Annotated in this window: 17 protein-coding genes and 1 tRNA gene; 10 read left to right on the top strand and 8 right to left on the bottom strand. The window is 60.7% G+C overall.

What is annotated here, in order from left to right; all coding sequences use genetic code 11:
• Window positions 1-85 precede the first annotated feature (85 nt).
• Window positions 86-712, bottom strand: coding sequence for a vitamin K epoxide reductase family protein (locus BAD_RS06180; protein ID WP_011743496.1), 627 nt, complete (start codon window positions 710-712; stop codon window positions 86-88).
• Window positions 713-869: 157 nt separating this feature from the next.
• On the opposite strand from BAD_RS06180, the gene BAD_RS06175 reads away from it, so the two are divergent.
• Complete coding sequence (locus tag BAD_RS06175; protein ID WP_011743495.1) at window positions 870-1,772, top strand: PHP domain-containing protein; 903 nt, start codon at window positions 870-872, stop codon at window positions 1,770-1,772.
• Between the two features lie 125 nt (window positions 1,773-1,897).
• Here BAD_RS06175 and BAD_RS06170 read toward each other — a convergent pair whose 3' ends face one another.
• Entirely contained in the window at window positions 1,898-2,122 is a 225-nt protein-coding gene (locus BAD_RS06170; RefSeq protein WP_003810939.1) for a DUF3107 domain-containing protein, read from the bottom strand.
• Window positions 2,123-2,173: 51 nt separating this feature from the next.
• Window positions 2,174-3,724 carry a phosphotransferase gene (locus BAD_RS06165; RefSeq protein ID WP_041777365.1) on the bottom strand — a complete coding sequence of 517 codons (1,551 nt, stop codon included), beginning with the start codon at window positions 3,722-3,724 and terminating at the stop codon, window positions 2,174-2,176.
• 125 nt (window positions 3,725-3,849) lie between these two features.
• On the opposite strand from BAD_RS06165, the gene BAD_RS06160 reads away from it, so the two are divergent.
• Window positions 3,850-5,358, top strand: a complete 1,509-nt coding sequence (locus BAD_RS06160) for an ATP-dependent helicase (protein WP_041777364.1) — start codon at window positions 3,850-3,852, stop codon at window positions 5,356-5,358.
• Here BAD_RS06160 and BAD_RS06155 read toward each other — a convergent pair.
• Window positions 5,341-6,900 carry a zinc-dependent metalloprotease gene (locus BAD_RS06155; RefSeq protein WP_003810931.1) on the bottom strand — a complete coding sequence of 520 codons (1,560 nt, stop codon included), beginning with the start codon at window positions 6,898-6,900 and terminating at the stop codon, window positions 5,341-5,343. The two genes, BAD_RS06160 and BAD_RS06155, sit on opposite strands and share 18 nt — an antisense overlap.
• 71 nt (window positions 6,901-6,971) lie before the next feature.
• Here BAD_RS06155 and BAD_RS06150 point away from each other — a divergent pair, with 71 nt between their 5' ends.
• Together BAD_RS06150 and BAD_RS06145 are read left to right on the top strand one after the other, a co-directional pair.
• A complete protein-coding gene (locus BAD_RS06150) occupies window positions 6,972-7,868 on the top strand; it encodes a YlbL family protein (RefSeq protein ID WP_011743492.1) in 897 nt (298 codons plus the stop codon).
• Window positions 7,869-7,977: 109 nt separating this feature from the next.
• Entirely contained in the window at window positions 7,978-8,403 is a 426-nt protein-coding gene (locus BAD_RS06145) for a DUF3052 domain-containing protein (RefSeq protein ID WP_003810925.1), read from the top strand.
• A 197-nt stretch (window positions 8,404-8,600) separates the two neighbouring features.
• Here the strand turns inward: BAD_RS06145 and BAD_RS06140 are convergent.
• A tRNA-Val gene (locus BAD_RS06140) sits at window positions 8,601-8,674 on the bottom strand.
• 208 nt (window positions 8,675-8,882) lie between these two features.
• On the opposite strand from BAD_RS06140, the gene BAD_RS06135 reads away from it, so the two are divergent.
• The 6 genes from BAD_RS06135 (at window position 8,883) to BAD_RS06110 (ending at window position 16,498) form a co-directional block, all read left to right on the top strand.
• The gene (locus tag BAD_RS06135; protein WP_041777363.1) at window positions 8,883-10,466 is read left to right on the top strand and encodes a DivIVA domain-containing protein; all 1,584 of its coding nucleotides are present in this window, start codon (window positions 8,883-8,885) and stop codon (window positions 10,464-10,466) included.
• Between the two features lie 152 nt (window positions 10,467-10,618).
• Window positions 10,619-11,797 (top strand): 1-deoxy-D-xylulose-5-phosphate reductoisomerase, encoded by a 1,179-nt coding sequence (dxr, locus tag BAD_RS06130; RefSeq protein ID WP_011743489.1) that lies wholly within the window; start codon window positions 10,619-10,621, stop codon window positions 11,795-11,797.
• A gap of 64 nt (window positions 11,798-11,861) precedes the next feature.
• A complete protein-coding gene (gene ispG, locus BAD_RS06125) occupies window positions 11,862-13,061 on the top strand; it encodes a flavodoxin-dependent (E)-4-hydroxy-3-methylbut-2-enyl-diphosphate synthase (protein ID WP_011743488.1) in 1,200 nt (399 codons plus the stop codon).
• Between the two features lie 190 nt (window positions 13,062-13,251).
• Window positions 13,252-14,877, top strand: coding sequence for an alpha/beta hydrolase family protein (locus BAD_RS06120; protein WP_003810918.1), 1,626 nt, complete (start codon window positions 13,252-13,254; stop codon window positions 14,875-14,877).
• Between the two features lie 83 nt (window positions 14,878-14,960).
• A complete protein-coding gene (gene recO / locus BAD_RS06115) occupies window positions 14,961-15,701 on the top strand; it encodes a DNA repair protein RecO (protein ID WP_011743486.1) in 741 nt (246 codons plus the stop codon).
• Between the two features lie 5 nt (window positions 15,702-15,706).
• Complete coding sequence (locus tag BAD_RS06110; RefSeq protein WP_003810914.1) at window positions 15,707-16,498, top strand: isoprenyl transferase; 792 nt, start codon at window positions 15,707-15,709, stop codon at window positions 16,496-16,498.
• 157 nt (window positions 16,499-16,655) lie between these two features.
• Here BAD_RS06110 and BAD_RS06105 read toward each other — a convergent pair whose 3' ends face one another.
• The 3 genes from BAD_RS06105 to BAD_RS06095 form a co-directional block, all read right to left on the bottom strand.
• Window positions 16,656-17,894 (bottom strand): nucleoside hydrolase, encoded by a 1,239-nt coding sequence (locus BAD_RS06105; RefSeq protein WP_011743485.1) that lies wholly within the window; start codon window positions 17,892-17,894, stop codon window positions 16,656-16,658.
• 93 nt (window positions 17,895-17,987) lie between these two features.
• Window positions 17,988-19,055, bottom strand: a complete 1,068-nt coding sequence (locus tag BAD_RS06100; protein ID WP_011743484.1) for an ABC transporter substrate-binding protein — start codon at window positions 19,053-19,055, stop codon at window positions 17,988-17,990.
• A gap of 270 nt (window positions 19,056-19,325) precedes the next feature.
• Window positions 19,326-20,129: an ABC transporter permease gene (locus BAD_RS06095; RefSeq protein WP_011743483.1), complete on the bottom strand. Its 804-nt coding sequence runs from the start codon at window positions 20,127-20,129 to the stop codon at window positions 19,326-19,328.
• Window positions 20,130-20,453 lie beyond the last annotated feature (324 nt).

The raw sequence follows: 20,453 nt of genomic DNA, 5'->3' as shown, positions 1-20,453 counted from the left end.
CTGCGGCAGCAAACGAAAAGCGGATAGGCAAAAGGCCGGCCCCGCAGGGTCGGCCTTCATCGCAAAAGGCTCGATGCAAACCGTATCAGGCGAACAGCATCGGGCCATCCTTGACGAGAATGACCACGATCAACGCCACAATCCACACCACATCGACCATCAGATCGAAATTCAGCCGGTAATACTTGCGCAATCCAGCATGACCGGACGGCATATCCTGCACGGCCACCGTGGCATGCGACAACGCCATGAACTGCACGGTGGTGGAGAACATCAGCACCAGACACCACGGACACATCGCGTTGATGACGAACAGCGACTGCGTGGTCAGCCAATACGAATACGCCAACGCGGCAAGGCCGCCCAGCCACGTGCACAGCGCGAACCAACGCGGCACGGCCACCTTGGACAATCCGATCACCGCGATCGTCACGAACACCGATTCGGCGGCAATGCCGAAGAACGCGTTCGGGAAGCTCAATCCGGCGAACTTCACGATTTCCGCCTGCCAGGATTCGGCCACCGTGGAACAGGACAGCACGGCGTTCACATCGCAGTTGAGCTTCTGCCCGGGATTGCGTGCCATTTTCAGCGTGTCCGCCGACAGAATGAACGATACGAGCAATGCCACCGCCGAAGCGAGCAGCATGATCAGATACGTCCACGTTGCGCCGTGACGCCATCCGCGCGGCTTCGTGTAGTCGTCGTCCATGGCGACGGCTGTGCCGACGCTCGTTTCGTCATCGGCTGCGTCCACAGCGGCCTGGCCTTCAAAATCGCTCATCGTCAATCCTTGGAAAATCAAAATACAAACGTTGTCATGTCTCAGTCTACGCGAAAAACCGCGGATTCGAGCTTACGATAGTCATATGAGTCACGTGAGTTACGCGGAACCACCCGCACAAGGTTGGGATATTCATTGCCATACCGTCTTTTCCGACGGTACGGAGACGCCGCGCACGCTGGTGGAGCAGGCAAGGAAGCTTGGCTTGCATGGTGTGGCGATTGCCGACCATGACACCACCGCCGGCTGGGACGAGGCGACGGAAGCCTCGGAGGAAATCGGTTTGCCGTTACTGCTGGGCACGGAAATCACCGCCGTCGACGAAGATGTGTCCGTGCACATGCTCGCCTTCCAATACGATCCGTCCAACGAGCATATTTCCAGCATGTTCGCCAACACGCGTGCGGCGCGATTGCGGCGTACGAAACGCATGGTTGAGCGGCTGTCGCAGGATTTTCCGATTACGTGGGACGATGTGCTCGCCCAAGTGAAGGAAGGGGAGCGCACCACAATCGGCCGTCCGCACATCGCCGACGCGCTGGTCGCGGCGGGCGTGTACGAGACGCGTTCCGACGCGTTCGCCGACGCGGTGAGCGCCAAATCCAAGTATTACATTCCCACGCCGTCGCCGTCGACGCACGAGGTCATCGCCGCCGTCAAGGGGGCGGGCGGTGTGGTGGTCGCCGCGCATGCGGGCGATCCGCAACGCAACCGCCGGCTGCTGTCCGACGAGCAGCTTGACGCGATGATCGCCGACGGCTTGGACGGCTTGGAAGTATGGCATCGCGGCAATCCTCCGGAACAGCGCGAACGATTGCTGACGATTGCCGCACGGCACGATCTGCTGGTGACCGGCGGCTCGGACTGGCATGGCAAAGGCAAGCCGAACGGTCTGGGCGAGAACCTTACCGACGACGACACCGTACGCGAAATCTTGTGCCGGGGTGTGGATTTGATCGGTCGCGTCGGCAGCTCACATGCCGCATGAAATCCGGATATGGAATTTCCAAGCGTGAACCGGATACATGAATCGAATATGAAAAAGGCGTCGAACCTGATATGGTCCGACGCCTTTTTCATATGGAACGTGTCCAACGCGTTTGCAGGCGACGATCAGAGATTGCCGAAGCCGACGGCGTGCTTGGTTTCGGAGCCGATGATGGCATAGCCGAGAGAACCGGCCGGCACCACGATGCGACGGCCCTTGTCGTCGGTCAGGTTGATGGTCTTGCCATTCTCCACGGCCTCGGCGATGACGTTGTTCACCTCGTCGGCGCTCTGCTCGGTGCTGAAGGTGACGGTGCGCGCCACGTTCTGAATGCCCAGTTCGATATCCATGATGCTCCTTGTAAGGGTGTTCGTGTGCAAAGTCGTTTGCAATGTATGCGCTTATTCTACGCGCGGTTTCTCATCGGTGGCGTCCTCGGCCTGCAGCCGGTCGACCTCCGCTTTGGCCTTCTGCATAGTGGCCTCATCGCGTTCGAGCAGCGGAATGAGCATGGTCGCCGCTTCGCTATGGGCTTGAGGAATTTCCTCCTCGTTCGTGTCGTCACTGCCATCGGCGGTCTGCAACGTGCTGATCACAATGGTCGAACTGGACGGCAACGACTCGTGACGCTCCCTCGCGGACTGCTCCGGAACGAACGTGCTGACGGGGGATTCCTCACGTTCGCTCGTATCGTCCGAATCGGCATTGCCGGAAACCATGCCGGCAGAGGCGATATGTTCGGCGGCGGTCACATCGAACGCTTCCGTGGCGTCATCGACGATCTGCTTCGTCTTACGGACGGGCTGGGAGCCGGTGACGTCGAAATCGCCGGTCCTGTCATCATCCATATCGGTCGCGTCGATATGACGTTCGCCGGTCGCGTCGGCATCGTTATTCTGCTGCGCCGCCGCCTGCCTGCGACGTTCCGATTCGTCCAGCAACGTGCCCACGGTGATGGTGCTCGGCGGACGGTTGCCGGCCTTCTGCTCGTCCTGACGCGTCTCGCTCGGCCTGTGGTTCTTCGCGGTGAGCATACCCAACTGGTGAGCCAAACGCTCCACCTGTGCCTTGAACTGCATGATCTTGACGCTATCGGCCTGATTCAACGCGCTGATGAAATCGCCCACCTGTTCCATCTGCAGCCACAGGTTGGCGCGCAGCATGATCAGATCATCCAGACGATTGCCCAGCATGCGTCCATACGCGCTGAGCAGCGCATTACGGTGGTTTTCGTCAAGTTTGGAGAAAATCCACGCCAAATCACGTGCCGGATCATTGACCTGCATATCCTGCCAGTTCGTGATGGCGGTGATCGACGAGCCCGAGAACAGCACATCGCCGTCGGACAGGCCACCATGCACCGGACAAGTGGCGAACGACCACAGGCCGTCCGTTTCAAGAACGTCGGACCAGCTCGTCGTGATCTCCTGCGGCACATGGCCAGCCTGACGCAAACGCTTGATCCATGCGGTCAGCTGCGCGCGAATCTGCCCCGTGGAGAATACCGGATAGCCGGCCTCCTGCAGAAAATCCGGACGGAGACGGTGTATCGCGCCCAACGCGGTGCCCACGCTGGCACAGTCGTCCAACGTCAGCAGCGTCAGCGGACGCGCCTGACCATCATGATGCGTGGCGATCATCACGGAAACGTCTCCTGTGACGGACCTCTCCTGTTCGCCGTTGGAGAACGCCAGAACGCGATCGACGTCGAATCCCAATCCGCCCAACTCGCGGTTGCCCATCAACGTCTGCGCGGCACGCACGCGACCAGCGAGACGCTTGCGTCCCTTCGGCGTGTTCGAAGCGAACGTGTCATACAACTTGCCCGCGGCGTCCTGCACCACGGCATGATCAATGCCATACCCCTTGTCGGTGGCGTTGACCTGCTCGCTGTCACGCGTGCCAGCGATGGTGGCGTTCGGCATCGCCGCGCTCGCCAAGGCGGCCATCATAAATCTGCTTCGTTCGGTCACAATTCCAACCTTAATACACACTGAAGGCTAATAAGGGCGCGACTTGCCACGAATTCACGGTTAATCGCGCCGATGGCGTCCGTATCGTCACGCAATCTGCCACAATGGAGCATATGGATGCAACAGCGGAAGCGATTCTCGACGGACTGGACGATGCGCAGCGCATGGCGGCGACCGCCGTGCGCGGTCCCGTCCGTATCATCGCCGGCGCAGGTGCCGGCAAAACGCGGACCGTCACCCGAAGAATCGCCTACGCATGCGCCATCAAGGCATGGGATCCGCACGCCACGCTCGCCGTGACCTTCTCCGTCAAAGCGGCCGCGGAAATGCGCAACAGACTATCCCAACTCGACGTCGCATCCGACGTCAAAGCCGCCACCTTCCACTCCGCGGCACTACACCAACTCCGTCGGATCTGGCCAGACGTATGCGAAGGGCCCATGCCGTTCATCTCACGCAATCCGCGCGAAATCGTGGAACATTCCCTACGCCGAGTCACCACCCAGCAGGTGGACGACGACACCGTGCGCAACCTGCAAGCCGAAATCAACTGGTGCAAAATCTCGCTCATCGCGCCGGAAGACTATGAACGCGTCTGCGCGGCCATCCACCACCAGCCGCCGGCAGGACTGGAACCAAGCCAATTCGTGGATGTCTACAAAGCCTACGAAACCGAAAAAACCAATCGCAACGAAATCGACTTCGACGACATCCTGCTCATCACCTGCCACCTCATCGAAAGCGACGAAGACGTGGCGGCCAGCATCCGCTCCGGCATCACATGGCTCACCGTCGACGAATACCAAGACGTCTCGCCCCTGCAGCATCGGCTGCTCACCCGATGGCTCGGTGACAACCGCAACATCTGCGTGGTCGGCGACCCGGCACAGACCATCTACTCGTTCGCCGGAGCCAGCAGCTACAACCTGCTCAACTTCGCCTCCGAATTCGGCCCCCTCACCGCCGACGTCAGACTCAACAACGACTACCGTTCCACACCGCAGATCGTCAACTACGCCAACCGCGTGCTCGAAGCCTCACCGCAACGCGCCGACTATCTCAAACTCAACTCCAAGCGAGACCAAGGCCGCCGAGTCGCGCAAACCGTCTACAACAGCGATCTCGAAGAAGCCCGGGGCGTGGCTGCACGCATCCGCAGACTCGTGGACGAGGGAGCATCTCCGGGCGACTGCGCCATCCTCACCCGAGTCAACGCGCAGCAGAAAATCCTCTGCCGGGCACTGGGCGAACAACACCTGCGCTACCGCGTCAAACGAGACAGCGGATGGCAGAACTCCGCGCTCGCGGATGACGCTCAGACCCGCTTGGCCATGTTGGAAGCACTTGGCGCAGGCGGCGACGTTAAAGGCGTGACCATCTCCACCATCCATGCCTCCAAGGGCCTGGAATTCAAACACGTGTTCCTGATCGGGTGCTCCGAAGGGCTGATTCCATACGGTTCACCGCCCGAAGGCGACCTTCTGGAAGAGGAACGGCGATTGATGTACGTGGCGGTCACGCGTGCCGAAGACACACTCGACGTGTCCTATGCGCGCGCCCGCGAAGACGATGGGTCCGATCGCGGGCGCAGGAAATCACGCTTCTTCCGGTGACTGCGGGTCGCCGGAAGCGTTCGTATCGCCGGCGTCATCTGTACCGTCGGCGTCGTTCGTGCCATCGGCGTCATCGCCCTTGTGCTCTTCCTCGTCGAGCAGCTTGGACAGTTCGGCATCCCAATCGATGCTGTCCGGAATATCCTGTTGCGCCGTGGTCTGTTCCGTACCGGTAGTGGCGGATGCGGCGCCGTTCTCTTCGTTGGAGCTATCCTCGGACTGTTCGTCCGGCAGTTGCGGCAGCAGATCCGGATGCGACCATTTCGCGTCGCGCGCCTCGGGGCCTTCCTGCGCGCCGATGCTTTCCCACAGCGCGGCCGCCTCACGCATGCGCTTGGGGCGCAATTGCATGCCCATCAGGCTTTCGAACGTGCGTTCCGCAGGGCCTCCGATGGCGCGTTCGCGGCGCAACATCTCACGAAGCTGTTCGATATGCGGAATATGCGCCATGCCCGCACGCCACACGACGGCATCCACCCAGCCCTCCACCAAGGCAAGCAGATTCTCCAACGCCTTCATGGCCTGCTTCTGCTCCGGAGTGTCCGGGAACGCCACCTTGGTGATGTTCACCGCGCTGGCCATGGAATCCGGATCGATGGACTCCGCCTCACGGATCTGCTCCTCCATGGCATCCATGTCGATGGTGATGCCACGCGCGTATTTGCCCAGCAGCGCCTCGAAGCGGGGCATCAGCCACGGCACGGAGGCGAACAGCCTGGCATGCGCAAGCTCCTGCAGCGCAAGATAGCCCATCACTTCGTTCACGTCGATGTCCAGCGACTTCGCGTATTCGGTCACGTTCTGCACGATCAGTCCGCCGGCGGGATTCTTCAGCAGCGCGATGCCCTGATCGAAGCTGCCGCGCACCTCATGGGACAGGTCGCCGGCGGCACGCCCCAACTGCATGGCGAACGACGTGTTGCCGACGAATCGCATCAGCTTCGCCGGATTTTTCATTTCGTCCGGAATCGGAATTTCGATGGGGCCTGCGAAAACCCCGGAAATCTCGGTCTGGATTTCGCCGTCGCCGAAACGCTGCGACAGAATCGAAGCCAGAGCGTCGTTCATCGATTCGGCCACGGGGGAGGCGAACTGCGCCCACGCGTCGATTGTGTCCTCCACCCAGCCGGCGCGGGTGAGCAGCTGCGTCTCGCCTTGCGCCGGGTTGAATTCGCAAGCGGTATCAAGCCACAGGTTCGCCTCGCTGATGGCACGTCTTGCGATTTCGCCGGTTTCGGCGTTCACGCTGCTGTCCGATCCGGCACCATTCGCCTGCTGCAACGCGAGCGATTTCGCCAGTTTGATGTTGATCGGCCCCTGTTCCACGGCCTGCTGCATATCTCCCATGGTGTTGAGTCCGCCGGCGGTGAACGCCTGCATCATGGACTTGACCTCTTCGGGCTTGGGCAGCGTGCTCGGATCCTGACTCATCAGCTGGTCGCGTACGGCTTCCGGCATGTTGGAAAGCTGGTTCCATGCCATCTCGCCCTGAATCGGTCCGAAGCAATCGATAAGCCACTGGCGGATCGCATTCTCATCCATACCGTTTCCTGCCTTTGTTCCACGCGATTGTTAAGTTCGTTGCCTTCCATAGTATGGGAGGCATGGCCGATATGCAGGAAACACAGCGAGTTCACGCCAAAAGTACACGTAACGGGTCGTCTCAAGGCCTTCTGCCACGTATCAGACGACGTTGGCGTCAGGTCGGACGGTGGTTCGATGTTCGCCCTTGGCGATATCTCGCCGGACCGATCGTGGCCGTGCTTTGCGTGCTGGTGCTTATTGCGCCCAGCGCGTACGTGGTGCAGGAGCCGGGACCGACCCAGGACGTGCTCGGAAAAGTCGAAGGCAAGCAGGTCATCGACGTGTCCGGCGTGAAGACGCATAAGGACTCCGGCAAACTACTGCTCGTCACCGTCAACGCCTCAGGCGTTCCCGGATATCCTGTGACCAACGCGCAGGCGTTGCTGGCATGGGCCAATCCGAAGGCCACGGTGATTCCGCAGGAGGCCGTGTTCCCCGTCGGACAAAGCGCCAAGGACTATGCGAAGGAAAGCAACAAGGAGATGTCCTCATCGCAGAACGCCGCGGCCACGGCCGCGAAGCGGTTCCTCAAGGCGCACGGTTATGACGTGTCCGGTATGAAGGTGTCCATGCACGTCGATGACATCGGCGGCCCGTCCGCGGGCATGATGTACACGCTCGGTCTGATCGACAAGGTGACCGGAGAGCAGCTTTCCGGCGGGAAGACCATCGCGGGTACCGGCACGATGAACGCCAAAGGCAAGGTTGGCGCGATCGGCGGCATCCGGTTGAAGATGATCGGCGCGAAGCGCGACGGGGCCACGTGGTTCCTTGCCCCGGAATCCAACTGCTCTGACGTGGTCGGTCATGTGCCACAGGGCCTCCACGTGGTGAAGGTGGGCACGTTGGATGAGGCGTACGACGCGCTGGTCGCCATCCGCGATGGTAAAGGCGGTTCACTGCCGCAATGCACCGTCAAGCAATGAGCGTGCGGCGGAAGGGGATAGGCGTGATACAGGCGGAAATCGCCGTTTCATCTCGAAAAGTGGGCGATTCCGGCGTTCGTAACGTATATGTTCGAGCAGTGTTGGTATATTGACGAACGTGAATCAAACGGCATCTGATAACGCTGAAGAATTCGGTTTCCACGCCGGCGACCTGGTACAGGAATGGCTGTGGGACGATGATGTGGATGACTCGATCCGCGCCAAGATCGAGGAACTGACCGGTGAGGAGCTGGTCGACGAGGATTATGACTCCGCAGTCGATGGTGTGATCATCTGGTGGCGTGATGGCGATGACGAGGACGAACTGGCCGACACCATTGTCGACGCCTATGCGGTTCTCGGCGATGACGGCCCGCTGTGGGTGCTCACCCCGAAGCCGGGACGTCCGGGTGCCGCAAGCTCCAGCACCGTGCAGTCCGCGGCCAAGACCGCCGGCATGAACGCCGCCACTCCGCTGACCGTCAGCTCCGATTGGAACGGTATTCACCTGCGCGCGTTCGGCAAGGGCAAGTAAACCAAGACTTTTCGCGATTTTCTCGCGTATACGAAAATCCCCCGGGCCCATTGGGTTTGGGGGATTTCGCTATTACGTGGACTTTCCGGCAAAACACAAACAAAACGTGGGCGGAATGTGGGCAAAACACGGGTGCGCGCGTTGATATTACGCGGGATGATATGCGATTCCTTGATTTTTCACGGCGTTGCGAAAAGTGGGCGATGAGGGATTCGAACCCCCGACATCCACCGTGTAAAGGTGGCGCTCTAACCAACTGAGCTAATCGCCCGCAACGAACTACTGTACCGTATCCGCGCGATGAGCCGCACTCGTGTGTCGGCATGGCGGATATGATGCCGCTTGATCGGTACGAAACCGCCGTGCGAGCGATGAGCCGCACGTGTCGATTCACTGAATTTTCATCTTTTGCGGCGTCTGCGTCGAATCAATCACGTAAAGTAGTGACGTTAATACGTGTAGCAGGAGGTCGAACGCCAATGGCACAGGAACCTGAAACCGAGAAGAACGCATCGGGAATCGCTCATGCCGCGAAGCGAAAGTGGGGCTACGATGCGGAACAGGTGGATGCTTTCCTTGAACGTGCGCACATGCTGTATGAAGGTGAGGGCGCGCAACTCACCCAGCATGATATTCAGAACGTCTCCTTCGAACTGGTCAAGGGCGGCTATGTGATCGCCCAAGTGGATGCCGCGCTTGCCCGTCTGGAACGTGCCGTGGTCGACAAGCAGACCACGTGGGAAATCTCCCAGCATGGCCGTGTGGCATGGAAGGCGCAGACCGAGGACCTGTTCAAGAAGCTCGACGCGCATGCCGAACGCGAGCATGGCCAACGGTTCAAGCCGGGCGAGGGCAAGAATCCGAGCTACGACCGCAAGCAGGTCGACAGCGTGATCGACAAGTGCCTGACGAAAGCCGCCGGCGAGCTGGGTGTCGAGGAAGTCAGTGAAGCGGACGCCAAGGCGATCGCCGACACGAATTCCCAGACCTTGAGCAACGTGATCTTCACTCAGCGCAAAGGCAAGAGGGGATATGACGAACGTCAGGTGGATTACTATCTGGCCGCCTGCGCGCAGTTGCTGACCCGACTCGAATCGTATGCGCGCGTCGCGGATTTCGTCGGTGAACCCTCCGAAGAGGCGATGGCCGCGGCCGCACCGTCCGTTGCCCCGGCTTCCAGTGATTCCGCAGCTGGCGAAACCCAGATGATCGCACCGCTGTTCGCAGCTCCTTCCGCCACGGTTCCGGCTGCTCCGGTTCCTCCTACTGTGCCAACCGTCACGCCGAGCGAAGAGGATTCCTTCGACGCGCTGAACAAGGCCGAGCATGAGATCTTCACGTCCGCGGTCACCTCCCCGGTGAGCGTGCCTGCCACGCCGACGAACACTCCGCCTGCGGTTCCGGTGGTTCCGCCGGTGTTCCAGCCGCAGACCGATTCCGCTTCTTCCGCGCCGAGCGCCGTTGAAGAGACCCAGGCGTTCGATCCGCTTGCCGATGATGCGATGGAAGATGCCGCGCCAAAGGCTCCGGCTCCGACCGCGACCGATTCGCAGGCTCCAGCCGCTCCGGCATTCCCGCCGGCTCCGGTTGAACCCGAGCCGCAGCAGGATCCGTCTTTGGCCGCGTTGGCGCATCTGGCCCACACCATCAATGAGACGAACCAGACGGAAAACACGTTCACGCCGCAGGTTCCGAGCCTGTCCGCGTCCGACTTGCCTCAGGTCACCACCGGTTCGACGAGCCTGAGCTCCCTCGCAGCCTCGGTGCCGCCATCCTTCACGCCTGAACCGGCCGCTCCGGCCACTCCGGTTCCGGATTCGAACCCAACTGTCATTCCGGCTCCGGTTGTTGAACAGGCTCCGGCCGAGCCGGCCGCTCCGGCTGAACCTGCCGTAGAACCGGCAGTTGGCCCGGCAACTGAACCGTCCGCCGAATCCGATGCGGACAAGCAGCAGGAGGACAAAAAGCCGGAACCAAGCCCGGCTTTCAGGTCGATTTTCCCGGCGTCGGGCAACGACGACAATCTCGATATTCCGGATCTGTCGTTCCCGTCCTTCGAGTGAACCAACGGTAATAAACAGGCTGGCGGAATCGTCAGCCTGTTCTCGCGTTTACACAATCCCAACTACACAGCCTCGACTACACAGTCCCAACTTACATAGTCCAAACCAATACCGGAACATCGGCATATCATACGGAGAGCAGCGCATAACCCATGCAACCATCAACCGTAGTAATTCTGGGCTCCACCGGATCCATCGGCACCCAAGGCCTTGACGTCATCTCACGTCATCTCGACCGCTTCACCGTGACGGGTCTCGCCGCGGGCGGAGCACATGTCGAACTGCTTGCGCAGCAGGCGGCGAAATTCCATGTGCCAACCGTCGCGATCTTCTACAAGGAAGCTGTCCCCGCGCTACGTGAGGCGTTGGAACAGGCCGGCGCAGGCAACGTCAACATCACAGCCGGCCCTGACGCGGTGATCGCCATGGCAGGCTCCGGCGCCGACGTGGTGCTTAACGGCATCACCGGCTCCATCGGCCTCGAACCGTCCATCGCGGCACTGCAGGCAGGCTCCCAGCTGGCATTGGCCAACAAGGAATCCGTGGTGGCCGGCGGACACCTGCTGTTTAGCGCGCAGGTACGCGACAAGCAGATCAATCCGGTCGATTCCGAACATTCCGCCATCTGGCAGTCGTTGCGTTCCGGCACACACGGCGAAGTGTCCAAGCTCGTCGTCACCGCGTCCGGCGGTCCGTTCCGCGGCTGGAAGCGCGACCAAATGACCGACATCACGCCGGAACAGGCCTTGAACCACCCCACATGGAACATGGGGCCGGTCGTGACCATCAACTCGTCCACGCTGATGAACAAAGGTCTTGAAGTCATCGAAGCAAGCCGACTGTTCGATGTGCCACCGAGCCGCATCGACGTGACCGTGCATCCGCAATCCATCGTGCATTCCATGGTGGAATTCCGCGACGGCGCCACCATCGCGCAGGCTTCGCCGCCGGACATGCGCCTGCCGATCGCTCTCGGCCTGTCCGCGCCGGAACGTCTCGGAAACGTCGCCGCCGCATGCGATTGGACGAAGGCGGCCACGTGGACGTTCGAGCCGCTCGACAACGAGGCGTTCCCCGCGGTGAACCTGGCCCGGCACTGCCTCGAATCGTCCGAAAAGCATACGGCCGTGCTCAACGCGGCCAACGAGCAGGCCGTCCACGCGTTCCTCGAACACCGTCTGCCATACCTCGGCATCGTCGACACCGTGCGCGAAGTGCTTGACGAGATGGACGCCGAACTGCGCGGCAACCCGCTGTTCGCTTCCGTGGAGGAAATGAGCCGACTCGAGCAGGAGGCTCGCGCCCGCGCCGACAAGCTGATAAACAAGTAAAGAGCACAAGCCGTAAGAACCATCGCGGGGCGCATAACGCGCCTCGCACATGCAAGGATCACGTATGCCAGAAATCGAAAAACCGTTCCGCAAAACCGGTGACGCGGCCATCAGCGAAAGCCCGCTGCATCCGCGCCGCAAGTCCCGCCGCATCATGGTCGGCCCGGTGCCGGTCGGCGGGGGAGCGCCGATTTCAGTGCAATCCATGACCAATACGCTGACGGCTGACGTACCGGCCACCCTGCAGCAGATCGCGGAACTGACCGCGGCCGGCTGCGATATCGTGCGTGTGGCCGTGCCAAGCCAGGATGATGCCGACGCATTGCCGGAAATCGTCAAAAAATCGCCGATTCCGGTGATTGCCGACATCCACTTCCAAAGCAAGTACGTGTTCCAGGCCATTGACGCCGGCTGCGCGGCCGTGCGCGTGAACCCCGGCAACATTCGCAAATTCGACGAGGTCGGCCCTTCGATCTGCAAGGCCGCCACGGATGCGGGCATTTCCCTGCGCATCGGCGTGAACGCCGGTTCGCTCGATAAAGAGCTGTACGCCAAATACGGCGGCCCGACACCGGAGGCGCTGGTGGCGTCCGCGATGAAGGAAGCGCGCATGTTCGAAGACGTCGGCTTCCACGATTTCAAGATTTCCGTCAAGCACCATGATGTGGTCACCATGGTGCAGACGTACCGTTTGTTGGCTTCCAAGGGCGATTGGCCGCTGCATTTGGGCGTCACCGAAGCCGGCCCGACCTGGCAAGGCACAATCAAAAGCTGCCTGGCCTTCGGCGCGCTGCTGGCCGAAGGCATCGGCGATACGATCCGCGTTTCACTGTCCGCGCCTCCCGTGGAGGAAGTGAAGGTGGGCTGCAAGCTGCTGGAATACATGGGATTGCGCCCGCGTAAGTTCGACATCATCTCCTGCCCGTCCTGCGGCCGTTCCCAGGTGGATGTGATTCAGCTGGCCAACGCGGTGACCGAAGGGTTGAAGGACGTGACCGCGCCGATTCGCGTGGCCGTCATGGGCTGCATCGTCAACGGTCCGGGCGAGGCTCGCGAAGCCGATTTGGGCGTGGCCTCCGGCAACGGCAAGGGGCAGATTTTCATCAAGGGCAAGGTCATCCAGACCGTGCCGGAAGACCAGATCGTGGAAACCCTGCTCGCCAAGGCGCAGGAGATCGCCGCGCAGATGGAGACCGACGGTCAGTTGCCTGCCACCGCCACCGGTCCGGTGGTCGTGCCGGTGACGCAAAACGGCAACTGCTGAAAGCCATGTTCCAGCGTGCCGTCGGTAGCATGCAATCGCAGGCTTCTCAGCAAAGGCCGGTAGAATGAGCGGCGTGTCAGAGCAGGAACGTCAATCATCAGCCGCCAGCCAATCATTACGGCAAGAATCGGCTTCATCGCCCGCGCGTCCGCAACCGCAACATCAACCGTGGACGCGCGGACGGCGACTCATGGTCAACCTGCCTATTTTCATCATGCTGCTGGGCATTCTGGTGTCCGTGGCCAATCTGACGGCATCCACATGGAACTACGAGCCGACCGAGCAGACCATCGAAACGCTTGACGCCAACACCGCCGTGACCTTCGCCAATCCATCCGGCGAAAAACTGGCGAAAAAAGGCGATTACGAGGTGGCGAAACGGTACGTCACCATCAAAGCGAAACGGCCTTCCACCGGTGAGATACAGAACATCAAAGTGCTGATCCGCAAACCGAAAGGGGCTGGGAACGGACGTCCCGGTGTGGTTTTCATGCACGGCGCCGGCTATGGCACCTGCGACAATTCCTTCGGCGACATGGCCTCCGACCTGTCTTCGGCGGGATTCGTGACGGCGGTGCTTGACAAGCCGGTCTGGTCCACCAACGACGCCAATCGCGACTACCCGGGTTCCGCCGCCATCTACGACCAGGTCATCAACCTCCTGCGGAAAATGGATACGGTGGACGCCTCCAAAGTGGGCATCTACGCCACTTCCGAAAGCACATGGATCTCATCGTATCTGCTGCAGCGCGATCCGGACGTCGCTTTTCAGGTGCTGCTCAGTCCGATGGTCTACGAGCCGCGGTATTCGCTGGGCTTCCTCGCCGCACAGGACTTCGCGCTCGTCGGCGCGCATGACGGCTACCAGTCGATCGTCCGCCGCGTATTCAATATCGACGCGTCCCTGTTCGGACTCACCAACCTCGACATCGACACGTTGACGCCGAAAGCGTATGCCATTCCGACATTGGTGGCGTATGGCACGAAAGACGTCATGACCGCGCAGGTGGAAGGCACGGAGAAAATCGTCGATCTGGCTCACCAGGCCGGCAACTGGGACGTCACCATACGCACGTACCCCATCGCCAACCATGTGCTGAGGCTCGGCGACGAAGCCAATTCCGGAACCCCGTTCGCCGACGCGTACGTGGACGATGTGGTCGACTGGGCCGTCGGCACCACGCACGGACTCAAACAGACCAGCGAACGCGTGGCCGGCACCAGAATGTACCAGTCAATCGCAGTGCCATTGGACCTCAAAGCCAATCGCGGCCTGACCATCTACCTGGTCGCGTTGCATGCCAGCATGCTGGTGCTGCTGCTTGCCGCAGGCGTGCTGTGGCTCGCCGTGCTGATGCGTAAGATCTGGGCGCGTGCCCACGGACGACGGTATCGGCTGGGGCTTGCGCAAGGGTTCAAAAACTCGCTGGTCACGTTGACTATCGCCACTATGGCCACGTTCGTGCTGTTCTGCGCCGGCCTTGGCGATGTGATCATGGGTGTGGTCAAACTGGCATGGGGCAGTGCCCCAGTGGAGAATCCGGGCGTGATGTATTGGAGCTGGCCGGTGATCCAGATCGTGTGCGTCGCCGTGGTGTGGGCATGGTCCCGCGTGTTCATGCGGCTGATCGAAGAGGCAACCCATCGAGGCATCGCGCAGTGGCCGCCACGTAAGGGTGCTATCGGCGAAATCGTCAGCGGACGGCAGCCGGTGCTGGCTTCCACGCGGTTCGGACGCGTGATGTTCTGGCTGACCGTGGCCGCCATGTTCTGCGTATTGCTGGTGTTCGCGTTCTGGGGGCTGTTCATCTACTGACGGGGCGAATGTATTTCGGAACGCGCACGTGCGGCGAGCGTATGCATAACAGGATGCGATGAACGGCAAGAAAAGGAGGTGCGATGCCGCTGTATCAAGACGAAGGCGTGGTGCTGCGCACCGCCAAACTCGGCGAAGCCGACCGCATACTCACCTTGCTCACACGTGACCATGGCAAAGTACGCGCCGTCGCGAAAGGCGTGCGCCGTACCAAATCGCGTTTCGGAGGCCGACTCGAACCGTTCATGCGCGTGGCGCTGCTCATTGCGGAAGGTCGTTCGCTCGACGTCGTGTCCCAAGCCGAATCGATCGCCGCGTATGCAGGGCCGATTTGCGCCGATTTTCAAGCGTATACGGCGGCGAACGTGATCTGCGAAACCGCCGACAAGCTGGTCGCCACGGAAAAGGAGCCTGCGGTCGCACAATACCGGCTGGTATTGGGCGCGTTGAACGCGCTTGCCAAACATGCGCACGAGCCGTCCACGATTGGCGATTCGTACGTGCTGCGCGCACTGGCGATCGCTGGTTGGACACCCCGTCTGCGCGTCTGCGTGGTGTGCGGCGAGCCGATTTCGTCTGCGCTGTCCTGGTATTTTTCGATTCCCGCCGGCGGCCTGATGTGCGCCGCCGACCATACCCCCGAATCGGAAGCGGTGTCGTGGGATGCGATTTGCCGGCTTTCGGCGCTTGTCGATGGCGATTGGGGGGAGCTGGACGGTGTTCCGGCGTCCGCGTCGATTCAACGGGAAACCCACCAAATAGTGGAAGAATGGGGCGAATACTATTTGGAACGGCCGATTCGTTCCATGCGCTTGCTAGATTAGCGGGTATGGCTTTTGAGAACGTGGATTACAAATCCCTTGACATTCCGGCGGCACCGTTTTCCGACCCGTCGATCATTCCCGATTTTCCAAAGAACAAGGTTCCGCGCCACGTCGGCGTGATCATGGACGGCAACGGCCGTTGGGCCCAGCAGCGCGGACTCATCCGCACCGACGGCCATCAGGCGGCCGAACCGGTGGTGTTCGACACCATCGCCGGCGCCATCGAAGCGGGCGTGCGCTACCTGTCTCTGTACACGTTCTCCACGGAGAATTGGAAGCGTTCGCCGCAGGAAGTGCGTTTCCTTATGGGCTTCTCGCGTGACATCATCCACCGTCGTGTCGATCAGATGAACGAGTGGGGCGTGCGCGTGCGCTGGTCCGGCCGCCGTCCGAAGCTGTGGAAATCCGTCATCGACGAGCTGGAAGTGGCGCAGGAGAAAACCAAGAACAACAAGACCATCGACGTGGTGTTCTGCCTGAACTACGGTGGCCGCGCCGAAATCGCGGACGCCTGCGCGGCCATCGCACGTGAGGTGCGTGACGGCAAGATCTCCGGCGATCGTGTGACGGAGAAGATGATCGCCGAGCACCTGTACAACCCGGATATTCCCGATTGCGATCTGGTGATCCGCACGTCCGGCGAGCAGCGCACGTCCAACTTCCTGCCGTGGGAAGCCGCCTACGCGGAACTCGACTTCGTGCCGGAACTGTTCCCGGATTGCGGCCGTGATGTGCTGTGGCGCTCCATCGACCACTATATTCACCGCGATCGTCGCTTTGGAGGCGTGAAGCGATAAGGAACAGCCCGGTGGGCTGTTCCAGCTTCACGCCCGAGCGGCTATGCCGCGAGGGTAATGTTGAGCCGGCCGTAGGCCGTCAATAATTGCAGGACGTGAAGAAATAAGAAAAAGACCCCCGCGGGGGTCTTTTTCTTTTCCGCTCCTAAAACGGCTTTTAATCGCCTGCCAGTTGCGCGATTCGCCACGTGAAATCAGCCACGAAACGATCATGATCCACGGTGAGCGCCACATGCACGCGTGGCGCCGACGGGTCAATCATTCCGGCCGGATCGCCGATGGTGCGGCCGCGCGTGCCATGAAAATCGCCTGTCTCCGTTTCGACCTTCATCGGCAGATCGAAACATTCCACCAAACTCGGATCCACCGCTACGGCTGCGGCGAGCGGATCGTGCAATGGCATGCCGGCTGCGAATAGTCGGGGGTCTGCGGCGAAATTGGCCGCGATGGAAAAGTCGGCGATATCGGCAAGGAACGTCCGCACGTCGCCATCCTGCGATTGCGATGCGGCCTGACGCCACTGTACGGTCGCGTCGGACCCCAACAGGCACTGATGCGTCACGTCCAGTCCGGCCATCGTCACATCCGCACCGGAATGGAACACGCGGTCGGCGGCCTCCGGATCCTGGATGATGTTCGTTTCGGCGGTCGCATCCCAACAGTTGCCTTCCTGCGTCAGCGTTCCCCCCATCATTACCAGCCGGAGCCGGCTAGTGATATCCGGTGCCGCGGCAAGCGCCGCATCGACGTCGGTCAGCGGGCCGGTCGCCACCACCGTGACGTCACTACCGTAGAAGCGAACCGCGTCGATGAGGAATCGAACGCCGTCCGGCAGAGCGACAGGGGAGTGGGAACGGTCCTCACAATCGTTGTCGCCGCCGGCATCGCGGACAGTAAACGAAAGCGAAAACGAGTCGGCTGCGGGATTGGCGTGAAGGTCGTGCACGTCATATCCGCCAACGGAAATCAGCCCGCGCATCGCTCGAACATCCAATCCTGACGAATCGGACACATTGGGTGCCGGATTGAGTGTCTGGATGTTCGAATCGTCACAAACAGACGTATGCCGTCCGACGGCACAATCAGCGGACGGGCCGAATCCGCCCAATCCATCCGTGCCGTGGAACTGCGCGCAGCCGGCGTCGGGAATGAACGCGGCCGCCCAGGAGGGGCGCGTCGAGCCGCACATCACCGGAACGTCCCGGAACCCCAACCGTTCCAGTACATAAGCCGTGTTGCGTACGGCGGTGTCAGTCGAAACGTTGCCATAGGTGCCGATGACGCCCAGTATCTCGACGTCGTCAAACGAGACGAGATACGCCAAAGCCAGCGCATCGTCGATGCCGGTGTCGACATCGAGAATCATCTTGCGTTTGCCGGAGGGTGTGAGCGTCATCGGCCGGTCTTTCTCTTAGGGGAATCCGTTATTTCAATATTCGCTTTCTTAAGCAGGATTCGTTTCTTAAGAAAGCTGTTATTTCAAAATCCGCTACTTCAGGAATTCGTCGGTGGCGAGATCCTTCGACTGCGGAGCCTGGTGAATCACCTTGCCATGCGAATCGGTATACGTGTCGGCTTTGGCAAGGAAGTCGAAATATTCCTGCGTGCCCTTCAGATCGTTGGTACCGAAAGTAAACGAGCCGTCCTTGATTTTGGCCGGATCGCCCCAATATTGACCGTCCACGATGGTCTTCATGCTCTTCTTGACGAAAGCCGGCTTCAGATTCGCGTCCGGAGCCTCCTTGACGAGGATTCCGGCGGCATCGCCAGGATGCGCGTAGGCGTACTCATAACCCTTCTTGGTGGCCTGCACGAACTTTCGCACCAGATTCGGATTGGACGAGATGGTCTTGGTGTTGGTGATGATGCCGATGGCGTCGGCGTTGCCCGGCACGCCGTAATCAGGCTCGCTGAAGCAGTTGAGCTTCGGGCCGTACATGTCGGCCTGCACGCCCTCCCACGTGGCGTAGAAGCCACCGAAATCGGCTTTGCCACTGGACAGCGTCTGGAAGGTGGACGTGCCGACGGTCACCTTGTCGAACGTGCCCTTGCCGCCGTCGGTCTGAATCATGCGGCGGATCACCGCGTCGGATTCGTTGGAGCCGAACGTGGCGAAGGTCTTGCCGTCGAAATCCTTCGGGGACTTGATGTCCTTGTTCGACGCGAGCGAACACCAGATGGCGCTCGGCTTCTGCTGCACCTGCATGACCTGTTTGATTTTCGCGCCCTTAAGCGTGTAAATGCCCACGTTGGTGAGGTTGGACAGCGCGAAATCCGCCATGCCGTTGTTCACGGCCTGCTCCGCGCCGGCCTGCGCCACCGCCACGATGTCCACGTCAAGACCGGCCTGCTTGAAATAGCCTTTGTTCTTCGCCACATACACGCCGATATGGTTGGTGTCGGGCGCCCACGAAAGCATGAACGTCACCTTGGTGAGGCCGTTGCCGTCCGCCGCGGTTTTCGTGGAGTCGTTGCTTTGCCCGCATGCGGCCACGCCGACGAGCATGGCGATCGAGCCGAGGATTGCGATTGCTTTGCTGAAGATGGTCTTCTTCATACCTTGCGATTTCCCTTGAATCTTGCTTCTCTACCGTTTTCTAGGGATGACGCTGCGGGCGGGGTTCGGGCAGAAAACGATACGAAGGGCTAAGGCCCCCGCTCGTCCAATGCCCCCGACGTTCCTTATGATGCCTGCCGCCGCCCGGTTGACCGTTTGACGCCGAAGCTGTGGAACATTGCCGGTTTGCCACACATTGGCTAAACAGCGAGTCCCATTATACGGGTGTGCATGACGATGATGAGGGCCGCAATGGTGATTGTTGCGTTTTCACTGGTCCGCGTCCGGATCGGCGTCCGCGTCGGCTGGGCCGAGCAGCAGGCGTTCGCTGAGATTCACGAGGCACATGAGTATGCCGGTGATGACGATGATGACCAGCGTGGCCGAGAAGATCAGCGGCGTGCGGAACGAATTGTAAGCCGCCTGCAGCCAGATGCCGAGGCCCTTGCGCGCACCCAGATACTCGGCAGTGGTGGCGGTGGCGAAGATGTATGCGGCGGATACGCGGATGCCGCCGTAAATCTGCCGTGCGGCGACGCGAAGCTTCACATGCCACAGCGTCCATGCGCGGGTCGCGCCGCATGTCAACGCCACATCGGAATAGAACTGCGGCACCGCCTCAAGCCCGCGAACCGTCTGCACGGCGATCGGAAACAAGCCGAATACGGCCACAATCACGATTTTGCCGGAAACTTCGAAACCGAACCAGATCAGAAACAGCGGTGCGATCGAAATCAACGGCATCGTCTGCGCGGCAGACAGCAGTGGGAACAGTGCGGCGTTCGCAACACGGGAGCAATACAGCAGAATCCCGATCAAGATGCCGCATGCCACGGCCAGCAGGAATCCGACGGTGCCTTCCAGTAGCGTGACCTGCGTCGCCGGCCATAGTGTGGGCCAGGTTTCGACGGTTGCCTGCGCGATTTCGCTGGGGGCGGCGATCATCGTGGATGGCACGTGCCCCAATCGCACCCATGCCTCCCATACGACAAGCAGTGTGATGACGGCGATCAGCGTTGGAATACGACGCTTCGCCATACCGAGTAGTTTGTGTTGAACGTGCGATTCCGCCATCGTTCACCTTGCTTTCTGCGTCAAAGTGGACGCGCACGTGACCGACTGCGGGAAATCAGTAAGGTGAGGAGCCTGCCCGCCAATCGGCCAGAAAAGATTGTTACCGGCTCGCCAGTATAGACGGTGGGGCGGAACGTAGGCAAACCCGCACAGCAAGTACGGCAGTAACGAGAGATAACGTGCGTTGGATACCATCCCAGATATCACTTTAGATATAGAGAGACAGATATAGAAAGGCCTCCGCACCCTTCCGATGCGGAGGCCTTCCCATATACCCCTTGCTACTGCCTTATGGTCGTTTGCCTGTCAACCATGACAGACGTC

The organism is Bifidobacterium adolescentis ATCC 15703, assembly GCF_000010425.1.
Taxonomy (GTDB): domain Bacteria; phylum Actinomycetota; class Actinomycetes; order Actinomycetales; family Bifidobacteriaceae; genus Bifidobacterium; species Bifidobacterium adolescentis.
Note: the sequence above shows the minus strand (reverse complement) of the source record. Positions and strands in the feature narration are given on the sequence as shown.